Origin of the sequence: Parvularcula lutaonensis, from assembly GCF_014651915.1 — a bacterium.
In the GTDB taxonomy this organism is placed as follows: Bacteria; Pseudomonadota; Alphaproteobacteria; order Caulobacterales; family Parvularculaceae; genus Parvularcula; species Parvularcula lutaonensis.
The window spans coordinates 1,108,382-1,126,742 of sequence record NZ_BMXU01000001.1 but is presented as its reverse complement, the minus strand read 5'-3'; the positions used below and the strand labels follow the sequence as shown (position 1 = coordinate 1,126,742).

16 protein-coding genes are annotated in these 18,361 nt (G+C 62.7%); 10 read left to right on the top strand and 6 right to left on the bottom strand.

The annotated features are described in order from the left end of the window. Positions 1-83: 83 nt before the first annotated feature. From IE053_RS05370 to IE053_RS05350, 5 genes are read left to right on the top strand one after another with little or no spacing between them, the layout of a single operon-like run. Positions 84-854 carry a flagellar motor protein MotB gene (locus tag IE053_RS05370; RefSeq protein ID WP_189572933.1) on the top strand — a complete coding sequence of 257 codons (771 nt, stop codon included), beginning with the start codon at positions 84-86 and terminating at the stop codon, positions 852-854. 42 nt (positions 855-896) lie between these two features. After that, positions 897-2,207 (top strand): flagellar hook protein FlgE, encoded by a 1,311-nt coding sequence (locus IE053_RS05365; protein WP_189572930.1) that lies wholly within the window; start codon positions 897-899, stop codon positions 2,205-2,207. Positions 2,208-2,235: 28 nt separating this feature from the next. After that, a complete protein-coding gene (gene flgK / locus IE053_RS05360) occupies positions 2,236-3,642 on the top strand; it encodes a flagellar hook-associated protein FlgK (protein ID WP_189572927.1) in 1,407 nt (468 codons plus the stop codon). Between the two features lie 3 nt (positions 3,643-3,645). Next, on the top strand, positions 3,646-4,635 hold the full coding sequence (locus IE053_RS05355; protein ID WP_189572924.1) for a flagellin family protein: 990 nt from the start codon (positions 3,646-3,648) through the stop codon (positions 4,633-4,635). Continuing rightward, positions 4,632-5,723 carry a flagellar basal body P-ring protein FlgI gene (locus IE053_RS05350; protein WP_189572920.1) on the top strand — a complete coding sequence of 364 codons (1,092 nt, stop codon included), beginning with the start codon at positions 4,632-4,634 and terminating at the stop codon, positions 5,721-5,723. The genes IE053_RS05355 and IE053_RS05350 overlap by 4 nt, the downstream gene beginning before the upstream one ends. A 134-nt stretch (positions 5,724-5,857) precedes the next feature. Here the strand turns inward: IE053_RS05350 and IE053_RS05345 are convergent, their stop codons facing one another. Continuing rightward, a complete protein-coding gene (locus tag IE053_RS05345) occupies positions 5,858-6,709 on the bottom strand; it encodes a fructosamine kinase family protein (RefSeq protein ID WP_189572918.1) in 852 nt (283 codons plus the stop codon). Positions 6,710-6,772: 63 nt separating this feature from the next. On the opposite strand from IE053_RS05345, the gene hisS reads away from it, so the two are divergent. Then, positions 6,773-8,212: a histidine--tRNA ligase gene (gene hisS / locus IE053_RS05340; protein WP_189572915.1), complete on the top strand. Its 1,440-nt coding sequence runs from the start codon at positions 6,773-6,775 to the stop codon at positions 8,210-8,212. 50 nt (positions 8,213-8,262) lie between these two features. Here the strand turns inward: hisS and IE053_RS05335 are convergent, their stop codons facing one another. Both IE053_RS05335 and IE053_RS05330 read right to left on the bottom strand, forming a co-directional pair. Further along, positions 8,263-9,108 (bottom strand): hypothetical protein, encoded by an 846-nt coding sequence (locus IE053_RS05335; RefSeq protein WP_189572912.1) that lies wholly within the window; start codon positions 9,106-9,108, stop codon positions 8,263-8,265. Continuing rightward, the gene (locus tag IE053_RS05330; RefSeq protein WP_189572910.1) at positions 9,105-10,061 is read right to left on the bottom strand and encodes a hypothetical protein; all 957 of its coding nucleotides are present in this window, start codon (positions 10,059-10,061) and stop codon (positions 9,105-9,107) included. Before IE053_RS05330 ends, IE053_RS05335 begins: the two co-directional genes overlap by 4 nt. A 238-nt stretch (positions 10,062-10,299) precedes the next feature. Between IE053_RS05330 and mutL the strand changes: the two genes are divergently transcribed. The 4 genes from mutL to IE053_RS05310 all read left to right on the top strand — a co-directional run bounded on the left by mutL (position 10,300) and on the right by IE053_RS05310 (position 14,764). Beyond that, a complete protein-coding gene (gene mutL, locus IE053_RS05325; RefSeq protein ID WP_189572907.1) occupies positions 10,300-12,129 on the top strand; it encodes a DNA mismatch repair endonuclease MutL in 1,830 nt (609 codons plus the stop codon). A 124-nt stretch (positions 12,130-12,253) separates the two neighbouring features. Continuing rightward, a complete protein-coding gene (locus tag IE053_RS05320; RefSeq protein ID WP_189572904.1) occupies positions 12,254-12,916 on the top strand; it encodes a MarC family protein in 663 nt (220 codons plus the stop codon). Next, a complete protein-coding gene (locus IE053_RS05315) occupies positions 12,909-13,865 on the top strand; it encodes a glucokinase (protein ID WP_189572901.1) in 957 nt (318 codons plus the stop codon). The genes IE053_RS05320 and IE053_RS05315 overlap by 8 nt, the downstream gene beginning before the upstream one ends. A gap of 77 nt (positions 13,866-13,942) precedes the next feature. Then, a complete protein-coding gene (locus tag IE053_RS05310; RefSeq protein WP_189572898.1) occupies positions 13,943-14,764 on the top strand; it encodes a universal stress protein in 822 nt (273 codons plus the stop codon). On the opposite strand, the gene IE053_RS05305 is transcribed toward IE053_RS05310, so the two are convergent. The 3 genes from IE053_RS05305 to IE053_RS05295 form a co-directional block, all read right to left on the bottom strand. Next, a complete protein-coding gene (locus tag IE053_RS05305) occupies positions 14,741-16,123 on the bottom strand; it encodes a M28 family metallopeptidase (protein ID WP_189572895.1) in 1,383 nt (460 codons plus the stop codon). The two genes, IE053_RS05310 and IE053_RS05305, sit on opposite strands and share 24 nt — an antisense overlap. Positions 16,124-16,191: 68 nt before the next feature. Continuing rightward, the gene (locus tag IE053_RS05300; protein ID WP_189572892.1) at positions 16,192-17,376 is read right to left on the bottom strand and encodes a mechanosensitive ion channel family protein; all 1,185 of its coding nucleotides are present in this window, start codon (positions 17,374-17,376) and stop codon (positions 16,192-16,194) included. Positions 17,377-17,429: 53 nt separating this feature from the next. Continuing rightward, positions 17,430-18,338 (bottom strand): mechanosensitive ion channel family protein, encoded by a 909-nt coding sequence (locus IE053_RS05295; protein ID WP_229786068.1) that lies wholly within the window; start codon positions 18,336-18,338, stop codon positions 17,430-17,432. Positions 18,339-18,361 lie beyond the last annotated feature (23 nt).

The following is an 18,361-nucleotide window of genomic DNA, read 5'->3' as shown; positions in this document are numbered from 1 at the left end:
CTCTACACGCTATACTTGTTAAATTTCACTTTACAGGCGCCTGATAGCCTCAACCGTGGATTGCGAAGCGGGTTGGGTGCGGTATGGCTGACGGGCCGGTTATAATCAGGCGCAAGCGGGTCTTCGCTGCGGAGGGCCATCACGGCGGTGCGTGGAAGGTGGCCTATGCCGACTTCGTCACGGCAATGATGGCGTTCTTCATGCTGATGTGGCTGCTCAACGCCACGACAGAAGAGCAGCGCAAGGGCCTGGCCGATTTCTTCGACCCGTCGATCCCGATCAGCGCCGTGTCCGGTGGCGGCACGGACCTTCTGCAGGGGGACAGTGTCTTCTCCAGCGACACGCTTGCTTCGGACAATCATGGCGGTCTTGGCGAGACGATGGAATTCGAGGGCGAGCTCTTCCAGGCCTTGAGTCTTAGCCTGAAGGAGGCCGTGGAGAGCGAAACCGTCCGCCTGACGAGGTCGAGCGAGGGTATTGTCATCGATCTCCTCGATACATCCGAGGAGCCTGTGTTCCCGGTTGGCAAGGCGGTTACCACGCGGCGCCTTGACGAGGTCATCTCCCGCGTCGCGCCGATGCTCGCCACCAGTGACCGGATGATCAAGATCGTCGGCCACACCGATGCGCTGCGCTTTGCCGATGGCGACTACAGCAATTGGGAGCTGTCAGCAGACAGGGCGAATGCCGCGCGACGCCTCGCGATCAAGAAGGGCGTCCCCGAGCGCGCCTTCTACGAAGTCGCGGGCCAGGCCGACCGTCTTCCGATCTCGGACGATGTTGCCGCGCCCCAGAACCGCCGGATCTCGATCATTCTTCTCAATCCAGAGTCGATCCCATTAAACGCCCATTAACCGTGTTGAGCTACAACCCAAGGTAGAGATCAGGAGCTTAGCATGACGATTTCCTCCTCCCTGAATGCCAGCGTGATGGGCCTGTCGGTCAACGCGACGAAACTCGCGACCATATCTGACAACGTCGCGAACTCAGGCACGATCGGGTACAAGCGAGCGACAGCCGATTTCCTCAGTATGGTGATTGCTGACAACCCCTCCGCCTTCACCGCAGGTGGGGTCCGCGTAGAGACGACCCGGCTTGCCTCCGAACAGGGGGCGCTCTTCTCCACCGGTCGCAGCACCGATATCGCCCTTGCGGGTCCGGGTTTCCTGCCGGTGACGCAAGAGCTGAATATCAATGACCAGCCCGGCGAGCGTCCGCTCCTCCTGACGGCGACAGGCTCTTTCCGTGCCGACGAGAGCGGCTACCTTATCACCCCTGGCGGCACGGCACTTCTGGGCTGGCCGGTGCAGGCGGATGGCACGATCGGCAACGTTTCGCGCCGCTCGTCCGCAGACCTCGAGCCAGTGAACATCAATCTCAGCTCACTCGCGGCAGAACCCACGACCAATGTCTCGATCGGCGTCAACCTGCCGGCTGACGACACGGCCGCAGGCACGACACCACAGCCCTATGTCCTGCCGATCGAAGCCTTCGACAATCTCGGACGTATCCAGACGATCGACGCGACTTTCACGCCAGTCGTCCCTGCGGCGGGTTTCTCCAACCAGTGGACGATGGACCTGACGGACCAGAGCCAGACACCACCCGTGTCGCTTGGGTCGCTGACGATCACCTTCAACGACACGAACCCCAATGGCGGCACCATTGCGAGCGTCACCGGTGGCGGCGGGGCCAGTTATGACCCGCTGACCGGAGACATCTCTGTGAGCTGGCTGAGCGCGGGCAACCCGCTGACCATCAATATCGGTAAGCCCGGTGAGGCCGGAGGGCTCAGCCAGTTTTCGTCGACCTTCCGTCCGGTGAACGTCGTCAGGAACGGTGCCCCGGCCGGCGACTTCTCGCGCGTCGAAGTGGATGAGCAGGGCCGCATGGAGGCGGTTTACGACACGGGTTTCCGCCGCTTTATCTACCAGATTCCGGTGGTCGATGTTCCCAATGCTGACGGATTGCGTCCAGAGGACAACCAGAACTTCGCCATCAGCCAGGAGTCAGGTGACTTCTTCCTGTTTGACGCAGGCGACAGCTCCGTCGGAGCGATGGTCGGCTATGCCCTTGCCGAATCGACAACCGATCTCGGTACGGAGCTGACAGAACTCATCAAGACCCAGCGGGCCTATGCCTCCAACGCCAACGTCATTCGCGCGGTGGACGAGGTCCTGCAGGAAACAACGAACATCCTGCGCTAGTCGTTTCTAGACGGAAAGAAGAGATCCGATGACCTTTTCAGCCATCATGACGAACAGCCTGTCGGGTCTCAACGCGGCATCGCTGCGGGCCGAGGTGCTGTCCTTCAACATCGCCAATGCCAACACCGCTGGCTACGCCCGCCGCAGTCTCAGCGTCGCCGCAGCCCAGCCGGGCGGAGTGCGCGCCGTCGGGATCGAGCGGGCCGAGACTGGCCACCTCGAACGGCAATTGCTTGGTGCCGGTACGGAGCAGGGGGGCGCGGAGGTTCGTGCCGATGCCCTCAAGCAGATCAACGCGGCGTTTGGGGAGCCCGGAGACCCGAATGGTCTTTACGCGTCCTTCGCCAGGTTTGAACAGGCACTAGCTGATCTCCGCCTGACCCCTGAAAGCGGCTCCACACAGCTCGCATTCCTCCGTGCTGCGCAGGACGTGACAGGCACCTTCCAGCAGCTCGATACCGAAGCCCAGGCCATGCGCCTGGCTGCGGATAGTGCCATTGCTACCAAGGTAAACCGCCTGAACGACGCGCTTGTCGAACTGGACAATCTCAACCAGCAGGCCCTCCGCCCGCGAGGCGTCGCGCTGGAAACCGTTGCCGAGAGACAGCAGGCCCTGGTGTCGGAGATTGCCGCCGAACTCGATGTCAATGTGAACGGCACCTATGGCGGCAGGATCGAGCTGCGGACCGAAGGCGGACTTCTCCTCCTGGGAGATGAACCCCAATATCTCGACTTCACCGCAGCAGGCTCGGCGAGCTTCGAGCTTTCCTATGCCAATGGCGATTTCTCGGGGCTGACGGTCGGCGGCTACGACATTACTCCGGGAACGCTGCAAGGGCTGAAGGACGGAGGGCTGGCCGCCGAATTCGCAGTCCGCGACGTGATTGCGCAGGACTATGCCAGCCGGCTCGACGCAGCCGCCGCGGAACTTGCCGCTCGGTCTGCGATTGCCGATGGGACGAGCCCGGACGGCTTGTTCGTTCTCTCCGCTGGCACCAGCAGTGCCGCGCAGCGGCTGCAGGTCAATGCAGCGGCGGATCCGGCGCAAGGCGGGCAGTTGTTCCGTGTTCGAGATGGAATGGGTGCGGTAATTGCCGGACCATCTGCCGGCGACGGAATACTCGGCGCGCTCAAGGCTGAACTCGACAATGGCAGGCCGCTTCCCGCCGCGACGGGGACCAGCAGTGCGCTCAGCTATCTGGAGACCCTCGGCGCCCTCGGTACGGAGCTCGGAACCCAGGCCCTGCGTGCCGAAGGTATCCGCGAGGCGGCCCGCGGTGCCCGCGAGACCTTCGCCCGCGAAGTCGGTGCGCAAACCGGCGTCGATACGGACAGGGAGCTCCAGGAGCTTCTTCTCGTGGAGCAGGCCTTCGCCGCCAATGCTCGCGTCATCCAAACTGCGGACGAAATGCTCCGCCAACTGCTGGAGATCTGATCCATGCTCCTGACTTCTCCCGACGCCCTTTACCAGTCCGCATTCAGTAACCAGATCGCAAATCTCCGTACCCGCCTTGACGAAGTCGCCACCGAACTAGCGACGGGGCGGCGGCAGGATGTCAACGCTGCGGTCCGCGGGGACAACAATATCCTTCTCCGTGCCGAGGCCGCGATCGAAGCGTTCGAGCCTGAGCGGGCCCGTCTTAATGTGCTCGAGGGCCGGTTCAGGACGGCCGGTCTGACCCTACGCACCGTGAACGACCTCGCAGGGTCGACACTGGTCAGCGCGCAGGCAGCAGGCGATCTTGCCGCAGGCGTTGATGCCGATGGCTTCGCGGCCACCGAGGCGCGGACGAGCCTCGCCACGATGTTCTCCACCCTCGAAGCCCGGTTCGGCGGGCGCGCACTTTTCGGCGGGGACCTGGGCGCAGGACAGGTCATGGCCGATGTTTCTGTTTTCCTGGCAGAGGTGGATGCGGCGATTGGCACACTGACCGACGCTGCCAGCGTCGAAGCGGCGATCGATTCCGTATTCGCTCCCGGTGGCGGCTTCGAGATCAACGTCTATCTCGGCGGGCAGCCGCTTGGGGCGCAACTCTCTGATGGGCAGCAGCTAGCGCCGATCATCACCGCCGACTCCGGCCCGATGCGCCAGGTCTTCAAGGGCCTGGCCATGCAGGCCTTCAACGAGCGCGTGCAGGAAGACCAGCGATCGTCCTTCCTTCTCCGCTCGGCGGAAGTGACCCAGACGGCGCGCGACGCCCTGACGGCGGAAGAAGCGAGCATCGGTCTTGCACGCAACGCCATCGACCGGGAGATGGTTCGACAGGAGGCCCTCCTTTTCGACGCCAATGAGACTGTCGAGACGATACTCGGGCGTGACCCGTTCGAAGCCGCTTCGGAAACCCAGGCCCTCGAAGCCCGCCTCCAGGCCGCCTATACGATCACCGGTCGACTTGCCGGCCTCAGGCTCACGAATTTCCTGCGATGATCCGTTTTCTGACCATCATTCTCGCTCTTGCTGCGACGGCGTCTGCCCAGTCGGTACGCCTGAAGGACCTTGTCGATGTCGAAGGGGTGAGGGGTAACGACCTCATCGGCTACGGCATCGTCATCGGCCTCAACGGTACGGGCGACACCCTGCGGAACTCGCCTTATACGGAGGAAGCGCTCCTCAGCCTGCTCGAACGCCTGGGTGTCAACATGCAGGATGAGAATTTCCGGCCGGACAATGTTGCCGCCGTGATCGTCACGGCCACCCTGCCGCCTTTCGCCAGGACCGGAAGCCGGATCGACGTCGCTGTCAGTTCCATCGGCGATGCCGAAAGCCTGCAGGGCGGACTGCTCGTGATGACACCTCTCCTGGGAGCTGACAATGAGGTCTACGCCGTCGCGCAGGGGCCGTTGATTGTCGGCGGCTTTGACGTGGAGGGCCAGGCATCCCGCGCGAGCCAAGGCAACCCGACCCTCGCGACGATCGCCGGCGGTGCCCGCGTCGAGCAGGAAGTGCCCTTCGTCTTCAGCAACATGGATGAAATTCGTCTCGCGCTTCGCGATCCCGACTTTACCACGGCAAGCCGGATCGAGGATGCGCTGAATCGTGAGTTCCGAATGGGACTTGCGAGGATGATCGACGCCGGGACGGTGGTCATCGACGTGCCCGCCAGCAATCTCGGACCGGCGCAGCTCATCGCCAGGGTGGAAGAACTGCCGCTTGTCCCGGCGCGGCGAGCGCGGGTCGTGATCGACCAGAGGTCGGGAACGATCGTCCTTGGCGAGAATGTCCGAATTGCCCCTGTCGCGGTGGCGCAGGGCGCCCTTACCATCAGCGTGGCGGAGACCCCGGTCGCTTCCCAGCCCAATGCATTCGCTGCCGGAGAAACCGTGGTCCTGCCGCGCACGAGCATCGCTGTGAGCGAGGGGGGGAACAGGACCGTGTCGGCGCTTGAGGGCGGTGCATCGCTGCGTGACCTCGTCGAAGGGCTCAACGCTCTCGACGTGCCGCCGCGCGACATGATCGAGATTTTCGAAGCGCTTCGCGCTGCCGGTGCTCTTCATGCGGAGATTGTTCTTCAGTAACCCGACGGGCCTCCCCTGGGATGGATCAACCTCCCAAACGCCCTGACGGCGGGCCATGGCCAGGATCAAACCGGCCATGGCCCATCCTTTGTCGTCCTTGTAGACAAGGCTTCGCCGTCCATGGGGCATCAGGTTCACGCCCCTGCGAAGCGTTCAAGGACTTGCATCGCCTGTCCCTCGTAGTGTCCCCCGAAAAGGCGCACATGGACGAGGAGAGGCCAGAGATTGTAGATATCGCGCCGCACCTCGAAGAAGTCATCCGATAACGGACGATGCTCTCTATAACGGGCGAAAAAGCCGTCACCAAGAGCCCCGAAAAGCGTGCCGAAGGCGAGGTCCATCTCGGGGTCTCCGAAATAGATGGCGGGATCGATAAGGCCGCTGAACCCATCGGGACTCACGATGATGTTCCCGCTCCAAAGGTCCCCATGCACCAGTCCCGGCGGCTTCGGCGTGTCAAGCAGGTTCGGGAGCCGACCGGCGAGCTTATCGGTCAGCTTGAGGATGTCTGACCTTGCGCGCCCGGTGGTGACGCACTGACGGGCGAGAGGGACCAGCCGTTGCTCTGCATAAAACGTGTACCAATCATCCTGCCAGCAATTGTCCTGCGGGATACCAGCAATGACCGTCGGCCAGTCGAAGCCGTAGCGGTCGGCACTGATGCCGTGAAGTGCTGCGAGAGCATCGGCCGCTTCGTGTTCCGCCGTTCCCGACAGACGGGCCCCCGACGGGAGCCATTCAATGACGATGGCCGAGGCATCGGAGAAATGCACCTCAGGAACCCGCAGCTGCGTGCGTTCGGAGAGATAGCGCAGCATCTCGGCCTCGATCGGCAGCTCCTCGGTTGGGCCAGAGGCGACTTTGCTGACAACTGAGCTGCCATCGGCCAGCCAATGCCGCGAGACGGTGATGCCAGCCTCGCTGGAGCCCGTGCCAATGAGCTCGGAACGCGCGATTGGGGCGGGGAGGGCGTCTTTCCAGCTCATCAGGTGACGGTCCTGCGTTTTCGCGTGCTTCACAACCCGTGCCTTCGCCGCTAACGGCGGGCCATGGCCAAGAAGAACAAAGTGCTGCGCCCCAAGGCGCGCAAACCCCGGGGTTTCCCGGACCGCTCAGGCGCCGAGTTGATCGCCGAGCGCCTGATGCTGGAACGCATCGGCAAGGTCTATGAGAGCTACGGCTTCGCGCCGCTCTCGACCCCCGCCTTCGAATACACCGATGCGCTGGGCAAGTTCCTGCCCGATGTCGACCGCCCCAATGCCGGTGTTTTCTCGCTTCAGGACGATGACGAGCAGTGGATGAGCCTGCGCTACGACCTGACCGCGCCGCTCGCTCGCTATGTGGCGGAGAACATGGATGCGCTGCCGCGGCCCTATCGTCGTTATGCGGTGGGGACCGTCTGGCGGAACGAGAAGCCGGGTCCCGGCCGCTTCCGTGAGTTCACGCAGATCGACGCCGATGCCTGTTTCGCGCCGCCGCCCCATGCGGACGCCGAGATCATCATGATGTTCATCGATGCCCTGTCTGCTGCTGGCGTTGACGACAAGGACGTCGAAATCCGGCTTTCCTCGCGCAAGGTGATGACGGGGCTGCTCGAGATCATCGGTCTTGATCCCGAGGACAAGGGCCGGTCCGGCACGGTCCTGAGAGCGATGGACAAATACGACCGTCTTGGTCCTGACGGTGTTGCGCTCCTCCTCGGTGAAGGCCGCAAGGATGAAAGCGGCGACTACACCGAAGGCGCAAAGCTCGAGCCCGGTCAGATCGACTCGGTGCTGCGCTTCATGGAAGGCGGCGACATGGCAGAGGCCTTGTCCGCTAACAGGATCGGTGCCGAGGGGACCGAGGAGCTGGCCCAAATCATCTCCACCCTGACGGAGCTTGGCTATGGCGAGCGGGTGAAACTCGACCCCTCCGTCATCCGTGGCCTCGACTATTACACCGGCCCTGTCTTCGAGGCGGAGCTGACCTTCGACGTCGAGAACGAAAAGGGCCAGACGGTGCAGTTTGGCTCGGTGGGCTCAGGCGGCCGCTATGACGGCCTCATTGCCCGCTTCAAGGGGCAGGACGTGCCCTCGGTCGGATGCTCCGTAGGCGTCAGCCGTCTGTTGACGGCACTGAAATCGAAATCGGCCCTGCCCGAGCCGGTCAGTCCTGTCGTGGTCCTCGCCCTCGAAAGTGACCAGATGCCGCGCTACCACCGCATGGCGAAAGCCCTGCGGGCAGAGGGCATCGCCGCGGAGGTGTATCTCGGCGGCGCAGGAATGAAGGCCCAGATGCGCTATGCTGACAAGCGCGGCGCGCCGATCGTCGTCATCTGCGGCGAGGACGAACGCGCGAACGACCAGGTCACCATCAAGGACCTGCGCGCTGGGAAGGCGGCCTCTGAGAACATCGAAAGCCGCGAGGAATGGACTGAGGAGCGTCCCGGCCAGGAGACCGTGGCTGCAGACCAGCTGGTTCCGTGGGTCAAGGACCGCCTGATGTAGCTTTCGTTTCCCGTCTCCCGCCGCGGTGAACAATCAGGCTGCAGGGGCCGCTATCCGTCGATCCCTGCAAGCTCCTTGAAACGCGGAACGTCATCCGCCGAGATACAGTTCTTGTTGGTGACGAGCACGGAATTCGCCGCAGATCCATCGCGGTCCAAACGCCTGTACATCATGTCCGGCGTCGTGAAGAAGAGATCGCGAACGAGCGCCTGGTTGTCGTCGTGATAGTCGACGACCATGGCGACAGCTTTGATAGTGCCTTCGATCTTGATGTTCTTGTAAAAGCCGATCGGCGTCCGGCTTCTCGAGCCGTCCCTAGGACGCGGAATCTCGTGGCAGTATTCGGGACCGTAGAAGTCGATATCGACCAAGAGTCCTGCTGCTTGGGGCATGTTGCGCTGGCTGGGATAGCCCGCTTCGAGCATGAATGGCGCTTCGATGACCACGCGGCCGTCACTTGAGAATGCATTCTTGATGGCAGCCTCATCGTTCCGCTCGAGAGTTCTCGCGAACTCCGTGATGCGCTCCCGGACAACGATCTCATTGGGCCTGTCCCCGATCAACCGGTATTGAGACGGGGAAAGAAGGGAGAGCTTTCGCTCCGTATCATCATTGATGCACTCCTGATGCCGCACCTCGGGCTTGCTCCGATAGCTGACATATTCGTCCAAGACTGCGAGGCGCATGATCTCCTGATCGACCGTGTTGAGGTCCGCGGAAGGTTCGAAGCTGGTCCGCATCTCGGCACAAAGTGTGCTGAGCTCAGGACGGATATCTTGGCCGCTGCGCGCCTTGCCGTCGAGCATATTCAATCGGTATCCGATCGCCTGCGGACTTTCTTCGGTCAGGGTGATGATCGGTTCGCCATCGAGTTTCTTGTCGAGAACGTCGCTCAATGAATCGAAGCTGCGCGCTGTGTGATCGACCCGGCATCGGCAGCGTTCTCGGCCACCATGCGGTGGGTCGGGCAGCCTGCGAAGATAGAGGGCGCGAAGGACGCTTCGAGGATGATTGGGATCACCTCGGTCCGACTGGGGTCAAAGGAAATGCCGCCATTTCTACCCTGCGGCTTGATGAGGGAAAACGTGTAGCGATCGCTTCTGATGTTGCGGCTGTTGAGGCTGAGGGGCATCTCGACCGCACCGGATATGACGCCGGTCGAATCCTTGAAGCGGGCCAGCAGCGCTTCGGTTTTCTCCGCAAGGCCGCTCGTGGTGAATTTGGTCAGGTCACTGACGAGACCGTCGGTAGCGTTCTGACTCACCAATGAAGATATTTCTTGGGCCAGCGAGAAGATTTCGCCGATGCTGGACTGGTCCTTCCTTGAGTGGCGCACTTCGAATTCGAGCAGGACCGTCTCCTGCGAGAGCGGTTTGACGAAGGGCGTTATGGCCTTCGTCAGGTAGAAATCATTGCATTCGTTACCTCTTTTCGTCGCCACATAGATCGGAAGGTCTTTTGCGAGATAGACTGTCGGATTCCGGCTATGCCGCACACTGACGGTGACTGCAGCCTGACCATCGCTGCGAATGCCCAAGCCCTTCATGAACTGGCTGAGGATCGATTTACTGTCGCAGGCGAACGGCCCATTCGACGCGATGACGTTGTCGGCTTTCCTGACGACGACCTGTGCATAGCGCGGGCCGTAGAGAGGGTCGTTCGTCACCTTTCCGAAGAAATCCTCGCTCTGCGCGGGGACGATGAATGCCGTATTTCTCGCGGTGGAAAGAACCGTCGTGCTTGCTGACTGCGAATTCTCAATTGGTCCCAGTGATTGGCCGTCAGATCCGCAGGACGAAAGAAGGAGAACTGAGAAAATAAGTGAAATAAGTAGATAATAACGCATCATGAGTCCCGGATGAGGTCTGATCAATTAGAGACTTTATCAAAATAGGGCAAAAGGTCAGAAGTAATGGCAGTGTAGATTTTTTTCCTTGGCGAGCAACCAACTGCATTGCAGCTCGGGAGGCAGTGTCATCACGGCGCGCGGTCCAGCGCACCACTCTGTTGGGCACAGCAAGCTGCGCTTGGGATTGTGCAAAACGCGGTGGTTGGGACTGCTTCATGAGTCGCGTTAACGAGTGCGGATGTCGCCAACAGAACGCGCGAGTCTACACCCCCGTATTCGCCGCCTGCCTGCCGGCGCGGTGAACAGGATCGCCGCGGGTGAGGTGATCGAGCGGCCCGCTGCTGCCGTCAAGGAACTTGTCGAGAACGCCCTCGATGCTGGGGCGACCAGAATCGCGGTCGAGATCGAAGAGGGCGGGCGCAAGCTGATCGCCGTCACCGATGATGGCTGCGGCATGGGGCCTGAGGAGCTACCCCTCGCGCTCGAGCGACACGCCACATCGAAGCTCAACGCCACGGGCGATGGGGAGGTCGACCTCCTGACCATCGATACGATGGGGTTTCGCGGTGAAGCCTTGCCCTCGATCGGCGCCGTCGCGCGGCTGACGATCACGTCGCGCGTTGAAGGCGGCGAGGGCTGGCAGTTGTCTGTGAAGGCGGGCGTCATGGCGGAACCTTGCCCGGCGCCGTTTGCCGGGACGGGCACAAGGGTGGAGGTCGCGGACCTCTTTTTTGCCACCCCGGCGCGCCTCAAATTCATGAAGGGCGAGCGCGCGGAGGGTTCGGCCTGCGCCGATGCGGTGAAGCGGCTAGCCATGGCCCGGCCCGATGTCGCCTTCACCCTGACCGTTGATGGCAGGCAGCGCTTTGCCTACCGGGCCGAACCTCCGGGTCCTGAGGGTCATCTTGCGCGGCTCTCTGCCATCATGGGCAGGGACTTCGGCGAGAATGCCGTGCCCGTTGCGCTCGAGCGGGAAGGGATGACGCTATCCGGGTTTGCTGGCGTCCCGACTTTCAACCGGGGCCTTCCGGACAAGCAGTATCTCTTCGTCCGTGGTCGACCTGTCCGTGACAAGCTGATGGTCGGTGCCGTGCGTGGGGCCTATGCCGATTTCCTGGCGCGCGACCGTCATCCGCTCCTCTGCCTTTTCCTCGACATGCCCTCGGACCTCGTCGATGTGAACGTGCACCCGGCAAAGACGGAAGTGCGGTTCCGTGATGCTGCGCTGGTGCGTGGGATGATCGTCAGTGGACTGCGCACTGCGATCGCCGAGGCAGGTCACAAGGCATCGACCACCGTGGCAGCGCAGGCAATGCGCGCCGCGCAGACCGGGCGGCCTCAGGTCGCGCCGCCGGAGCCGCGTCCTTCCAACCCCTTCCTGGGATTTTCCGAACGACAGACGCGGCTGGCCCCGGTTTCGGCGCCGAGTGCGAGACGCTACGAACCGGAGCCGGATGCCTATCCGGCGCCGGTTCCGCAGCCAGAGGATTATCCCCTCGGCACGGCGATGGCGCAGCTTCACGACACCTATATCGTGGCACAGACCAGTGACGGGCTCGTGATCGTCGATCAGCATGCGGCCCATGAGCGGCTGGTCTACGAGCGTATCAAGCAGGCAGGGGAGGGGCGGGAGCCCCAGCGGCAGGCGCTTCTCGTGCCTGAAGTGGTCGAGCTGGCCGAGGATGAAGCGACCTTGGTCCTTGAGCGGAAGGACGAGCTTTCGGCCTATGGCCTCGTGATCGAGGATTTCGGCGGCGGTGCCGTGCTTGTCCGCGAGGTGCCTGCGGTGCTCGGGGAGTTTGACATCAAGGGGCTGGTCAAGAACATCGCCTGTGATCTTGCGGGGTTGGGGCAGGACACGGCGCTCAAGGACATGATTGCCGAGACCCTTGGCAATCATGCGTGCAGGAACTCCGTGCGTGCAGGCCGTCGTCTGACTACGGAGGAGATGAATGCACTCCTGCGCCAGATGGAAGCGACCCCTCATTCGGGCCAGTGCAACCACGGCCGTCCGACCTATGTCGAGCTCAAGCTCAAGGACGTGGAGAGGCTGTTCGGGCGGCGCTGAACGTCGCAACCGCTCCGGGGATGGCAGTGGCCGCGTTCACCGAACCGAACACAAACCTTGGCCTTGCGCGTGACCTCTGTTACCGCCCGATGCTTCGGGAGCGGACAGAGGAGCCGGAAAGGTCATGGATCAGAGTTTCCTGGCGGCGTTTTTCACCGCTTTCGTCACTCTTTTCATTGTCATCGACCCGATCCTCGTCGCACCTCTCTTCGCGGCGCTTACCCACCAGAACACCCAGAAGGAGCGGCGAAGGATCGCTATCCAGGCTGCGGCGATCTCGCTCGGCGTCCTCGTCTTCTTCGCGCTGCTCGGCCCGTGGATGCTGAAACACCTGGGCATCGAACTGGCTGCGTTCCGCGCGGCTGGCGGGCTTCTCCTCTTCCTGATCGGCTTCCGCATGTTCTTTGACCCCGACGAGGAGGTCGAAGCCAAGCGCCCGGGCCCCAAGGCGTCCGCGCGGGACAATGTCGCCTTCTTCCCCCTTGCCCTGCCCATGCTGGCGGGACCGGGGGCCATCGCCACCGTCATGCTGTTGATGAACGACGGCGCGAAGGAATACGGCGACCAGGCCTTTGTTGCGCAGGCCGCGGTGCTGCTGGCGCTGGCCTTGGTGCTGCTGATCGGGATACCCGTGATGATGTCGTCCGGATCGATCGCGAAGGCGCTGGGCCGGACGGGCATGAATATGATTTCGCGCCTCCTGGGCATGTTGCTCATGGCGCTGGCAACGCAGTACATCTTCGACGGCGTACGTGTTGGAATTCTGGAGCGTGTCGGCAATGGCTGACGGAGAACTTCTGGTCGGAGACATTGGCGGGACGAATGCGCGTTTTGCGATCTCCTGTCCTGACGGCAGCCTGCGGGACGTGCAGGTCCTTGCCGTGGCCGATCACAAGAATTTCGACGACGTGCTGAGGGCCTATGTCGATCAGCTCGACAAGGTGCCGAAAACCCTTTGCGTTGCCTCTGCCGGGGCGATCAAGGGAGACACGATCCACCTGACCAATGCGCCGTGGAGCCTCGGGGAGAACGCGCTTGCAACCCAGTTCGGCTTCTCAGCCGTGCGGCTCATCAACGATTTCCAGGCCCAGGCACGGTTCGCCGGGATGATGCCGCCGGATGCGGGCATCACCCTCAAAGAGGGCACCCCGATGGAGGGTGCACCGGTGCTGACGGTCGGACCGGGGACGGGCTTCGGCCAGGCGCTCTTCATCCCGGGCCATCCGCCCAAGGTCATCGCGACGGAAGGCGGGCACCGCCTCCTCCCCGTGCGAAACGAGCGCGAGTTGCGGCTCTACGAACGTCTCAAGAAAAAAATGGGCCATCCGCCGATCCTCGAGGACATCCTTTCGGGTCGCGGCATCGTCAACATCTACGAAGCGGTCGTGCTCGATGCCGGGGAGACACCAGAGCCGGTCGAACCGCCTGCGGTGACCAAGGCGGCGCTCGAAGGGCCCGGCCACGCCCGCGAGGCGATCCTCTGGTTCATCGATTATCTCGCCTGTGCTGCAGCGGATGCCTGTGTCTGCACGGGCGCGCGGGGCGGGGTCGCGGTGTCAGGCGGGATCATGCCCCGGCTGAAGGACCTTCTTCCGCATGCCAATTTCGCGGGCACCTTCGCACGCCCCGGTATCCTGAGAGACTATCTTGCCGATGTACCGGTGCGGCTGGTGACGGATCCTTATGCGGCGCTTTATGGTGCGGCCGCGGTGATGCGCGACGCGCTGAGAGGATGAGCCAGGTCTGATCGAGCGCAAGGTGCGCCGGTTTTCCGCTGCTAGCCTGACCCTGCTCATCTGGAGAACGCAGCGTCATGGCTTATCGCAGTCTTTTCATTCCGGCTCTCGATGCAGGATCCCTTGCGGGGGCTGTCGCGGATGCCGGGGTCATGCTGGGCGATGGTCCCGGCGTGATTCGAGCGCATTTTGTCGTGGATGACTATCGCCCGCCAGTTTCGATGGCGGATGCGGTGAACCTCAACCAGATCGTCGAGGCCCAGCGCACCCTGGCGAGGCGCCTCGAGAAGGAGCTTCACACAGCCTTCGATGACGCCGCAGCAAAACTGCCCGGCAATGTTCAGTGTACCTTCCGAAGCGCAGAAGGGGAGATGCCGCGTGCAGCGGCGCTGGCGTCGCGCCTTTGCGAAGCAATCCTCTACCGCCACCGCGGTGCGAAGAAGAAGGCCTTCGACCCGATGCTGATCGAGGAGCTGCTCTTCCGCTCGGGTCGTCCGCTCGTGCTCGTGCCACCGTCTGGCCTTCGTGCCCGTCCTGATGTTCTTGCGGTGGCATGGAATGGCAGCGCTGAAGCCACCCGCGCCGTGGCGCTGGCCCAGCCTCTCCTGCGTCAGGCAAAGAAGATCTTTGTCGTGACGATCGGGCGTGAGCAGACCGGTACTCCGTCAGCGGAAGACATGGCGGCGCATTTCAACGACTGCGGCACCGAAGCGGAGGTCTTGCGCGGGCAGCCGGGAGGATCTGACGGCAAGATGCTCGCGGACATCGCCATCGAGGCGGGGGCCAAGATGATGGTTCTCGGCGCCTATTCCCGTTCGCGCTTGCGTGAGGTCATCCTCGGCGGCGTCACCAAGTCCTATCTCGAAGAGCCGCCTCTACCGCTCCTCATCGCGCGGTAAGCCAAGCGGTTCGAAGCGGCCAGGAGGCCCCGGGAACACAACCGGGGTCTCGGAGCCGTCCTTGGCGACGGCGCTGACACCGAAGAAGTAGTTGTCGACCACGAGATTCCTGAAGGTCCATTCGTTGACCTTCCCGACGAAGCGGCTGTTGGTCCACTGAGGCGCAGTCGTCCGTCGCCAGTAGACCCGGTATCCCGCCAGGTTGCGGCGAGCCTTGCGGCCCTCGCCGCCATCTTTCCAGGTCAGGACTGCGGAAGGCTGGACCGCGCCGCCGAGTTCGACGTCGGTGGGGAAGGGCGGGGCGCCCGCGATTCCTGCCATCGTCAGGGCGTTGAGTGCGGTGGCCCGGGCCGCGAAGGCGCCGTCGACGTACGCAATCGTGTCGCCATAGTGCCTTCCTTCTTCATTGCGAAGGTCCTGATGCTGACGGTCATAGTGCTCATGGGTTTCCATGATGCGCACAGCGGGGAAGCCGGCATTCGAGAAGGGCGTCTGGTGCCCCCCTCTGCCGAAGCGGTCGAGGCGGTAGATCATCTCGGCGTCGAGGTTCGGCAGGTAGGCCTCCGCCATGTCGTCGATGTAGCGGGCAAGATTGCGGGCGGGGCTATCGACCTCTCCGCCCCGGAACCTGCGGTAGCGCGCGGCTTCGGGTGTTTCATCCGCACGCGTACCTTCTGAGAAAACACGGATCGTATTGTTGGCGATCACGCCATCGATTCCCGCGATATTGCCGATCATGTCGTTGTTGAGGACGGCCTTGATGTTCCAGCCTTCCTCTGTCGCTACAGCGGCCACGATCTCCCCGCCGAAGAGGCCCTGTTCCTCGCCGGAGAGGCCAGCGTAAACGATCGTGCCCGGAAATTCGTATTGGGTCAGGACCCGTGCGGCTTCGATGACACCTGCCATGCCGCTTGCATTGTCGTTGGCGCCGGGGCTTTCGGAGGTTGCATCCATGACGTCGGAGACACGGCTGTCGATGTCGCCTGACATGATGACCATGCGGTTCGGGTCGAGCTTGCCGCGTTGGAACGCGAGGACGCTGACGATCTCTGTCGCTTCGGGTATCCGGCGTTCACCCTCGACGACACCGGAGATGACGCGCACTTCCAGGCAGCCGCCACAGTCGCGGGAGATCTCCTCGAACTCGGCAGCGATCCATCGCCGTGCCGCGCCGATGCCCTGGGTGTCGCTTTCTGTCTCTGACAGAGTGTGCCGCGTGCCGAAATCGACCAGCGTCTGGATGTCGGCCATGATGCGATCCGCCTGCGGCGCATCGGCGATCTCGTAGAGCTTTGCCACTTCCGAAGGCGGTGCGGTCTGCAGGAGGAGGGCGGTGGCAAGCGAGTTGAGGACCATCATGTCCTCCTGTTAACAGAGCTCGCCCGTCACGCCAAAAGCGGCACACCGCCTGCGGCCCGCAAAACTCCTTAGCGCGCGCGTTCCATCCTCGGCATGCCCTGAGCCGGGCCGCCGGCATCGGGCCAGCTTTCGATGTGAAGGCTCTGGGTCGGGTAGGCGAACTCGATGCCGTTGCGCTCGAAGAGGTCGTGGATGGCGAGCAGGATCGCCTGCTGCTTGTCCATATAGACGGTGTAATCCCGGTCCTGCACCCAGAAGACGAGTTCGAAGAGCACCGCGAAGTCACCGTATCCCGCAAGGTGGCATCGGTCGAAGCGGACGCCGTGCTGCGCTTCGACAATGTCCTTGATAGCGCCGGGGATCATGGCGAGTTTCTGGCGCGGGGTCTGGTAGATGACGCCGATCTTCACGACGACACGGCGCTCGGCCATCCGGCGGTAGTTGTTGATCTCGTAGTCGAGCAGCTTGGCGTTCTTCACGGTCAGCTGCTGGCCCTGGAGCGTCGTGATCCGGGTGGATTTGAGCCCGACCCTCTCCACCGTGCCCATGTTGTCACCGAAGATGATGAAGTCACCGCGGACGAAGGGCTTGTCGAGGACGATCGCGAGCCCGGCGAAGAGGTCCTCGAACAGGCTCTGGGCCGCAAGGCCGACAGCGATGCCGCCAACGCCGAGACCTGCGATCAGCGCGGTGACGTCTCCGCCGAGATTGTCGATGATGAACAGGAGCGCGACGGCGAAGACCAGGACGTTCGCAAAGACGTTCAGCAGGCCCAGCGCATTGGCGAGGCTGCTGTCGTCGTGGGTCGCATGGCGGCTCGCTGCCCGCTCGAGAAAGGCGGTGACGACGACCCGTACCCAGAACGCCATCTGGAAGGCAAAGACGATGGTAAAGACGCGGGAAAGCCAAGCATCCTGACGCTCGGTCAGCTCGAAGAAGAACGGTATGACCAGCATGGCGGCGAGCAGGAGAAGGAAAACGCTGTTCGTCGCGCCGACGATTTCCGCGACGATGTTCCTGACGGTGGTTTCGGACTTCTTCCTGCGGTGGAGGACGCCGTAGACGGCCGACCTGAGAATGCGGAACAGAATGAAGAGGCCGATGACGATGGATGCGGCCAGGCCCCATTGGATCCCACTGGCTTCGAGCCAGGCAAGGCCCTGTTCGACCAGGGTCATCGCTTCGCCTGCAAAATCCCGGCTCTCGGCAAGCATCTCGTCGACAGGTGTCGGCTGATCGTCTTGATGCATCATGCTTTTCTTGCCCCGACTGACTTCCATCTCTGCCAGCCGGGAAAATGTCCCGCTCAGGTGCTTTTGGCCACCTCGTGGGTATAGATTGTGCGGGTGGGGAACGGGATCGTGATGTCGTCGCGGTCGAGAGCCTGTTTGAACGCTTTGGTCAGGTCGAACGTCACCGGCCAGAAATTGTCCTTCGCGACCCACATCCGGCAGACGATGTTCACCGAGCTGTCGCCCAGTTCCTTGACGGCGAGAAAGGGCTCGGGATCGGCCAAGACCCTGTCATCCTTGGCGATCTCGCCGCGCAGGGTGGCCATCGCCTTGTCGATGTCGTCGTCGTAGGAAATTCCCATGACGATATCGACGCGGCGGGTGTCATAGGCCGAATAGTTTGTGATCGACGTCGAGTAGATGTCGCCGTTCGGCACGATAACCTTCTTGTTGTCGGGCGTGGCGAGTTCTGTGGTGAAGAGGTTGATGCCCTTCACCGTACCCGAAACGCCGCCCGCTTCGACAAAGTCGCCGTATTTGAAAGGCCGGAACGCAAGGAGCATCACGCCGGAAGCAACGTGGCTGAGCGTGCCCTGCAGCGCGAGGCCGATGGCGAGACCCGCGGCGCCGATGACCGCGGCGAGGCCCGTGGTCTGGATGCCGAACATCGACAGGACGGCGATGACCACGAAGGCGAAGACCAGCCAGTAGACGATCGATCCGAAGAAACGGGCGAGGGTGACATCGAGATTCGGCGCGCGCTCCACCGCTGACGTCACGGCGTTGCGCAAGCGACCGGCGATCCAGACGCCGATGGCAAAGACGATGAGTGCGCCGACGGCCTTGAGGCCCCAGCCGATGGCGGTTTCCGTCATCGAGGAGATCGTCTCTGGCCGCAGGAAGTTGCCGAGCCAGGACTGGGCCTCTTCGATGGTGTTGCCCACCGGGCCGCTGCCGGTCGGTGTTGAATTTGTCGTCAGCATGGTCTGCCCTTGATTGTCTGTTT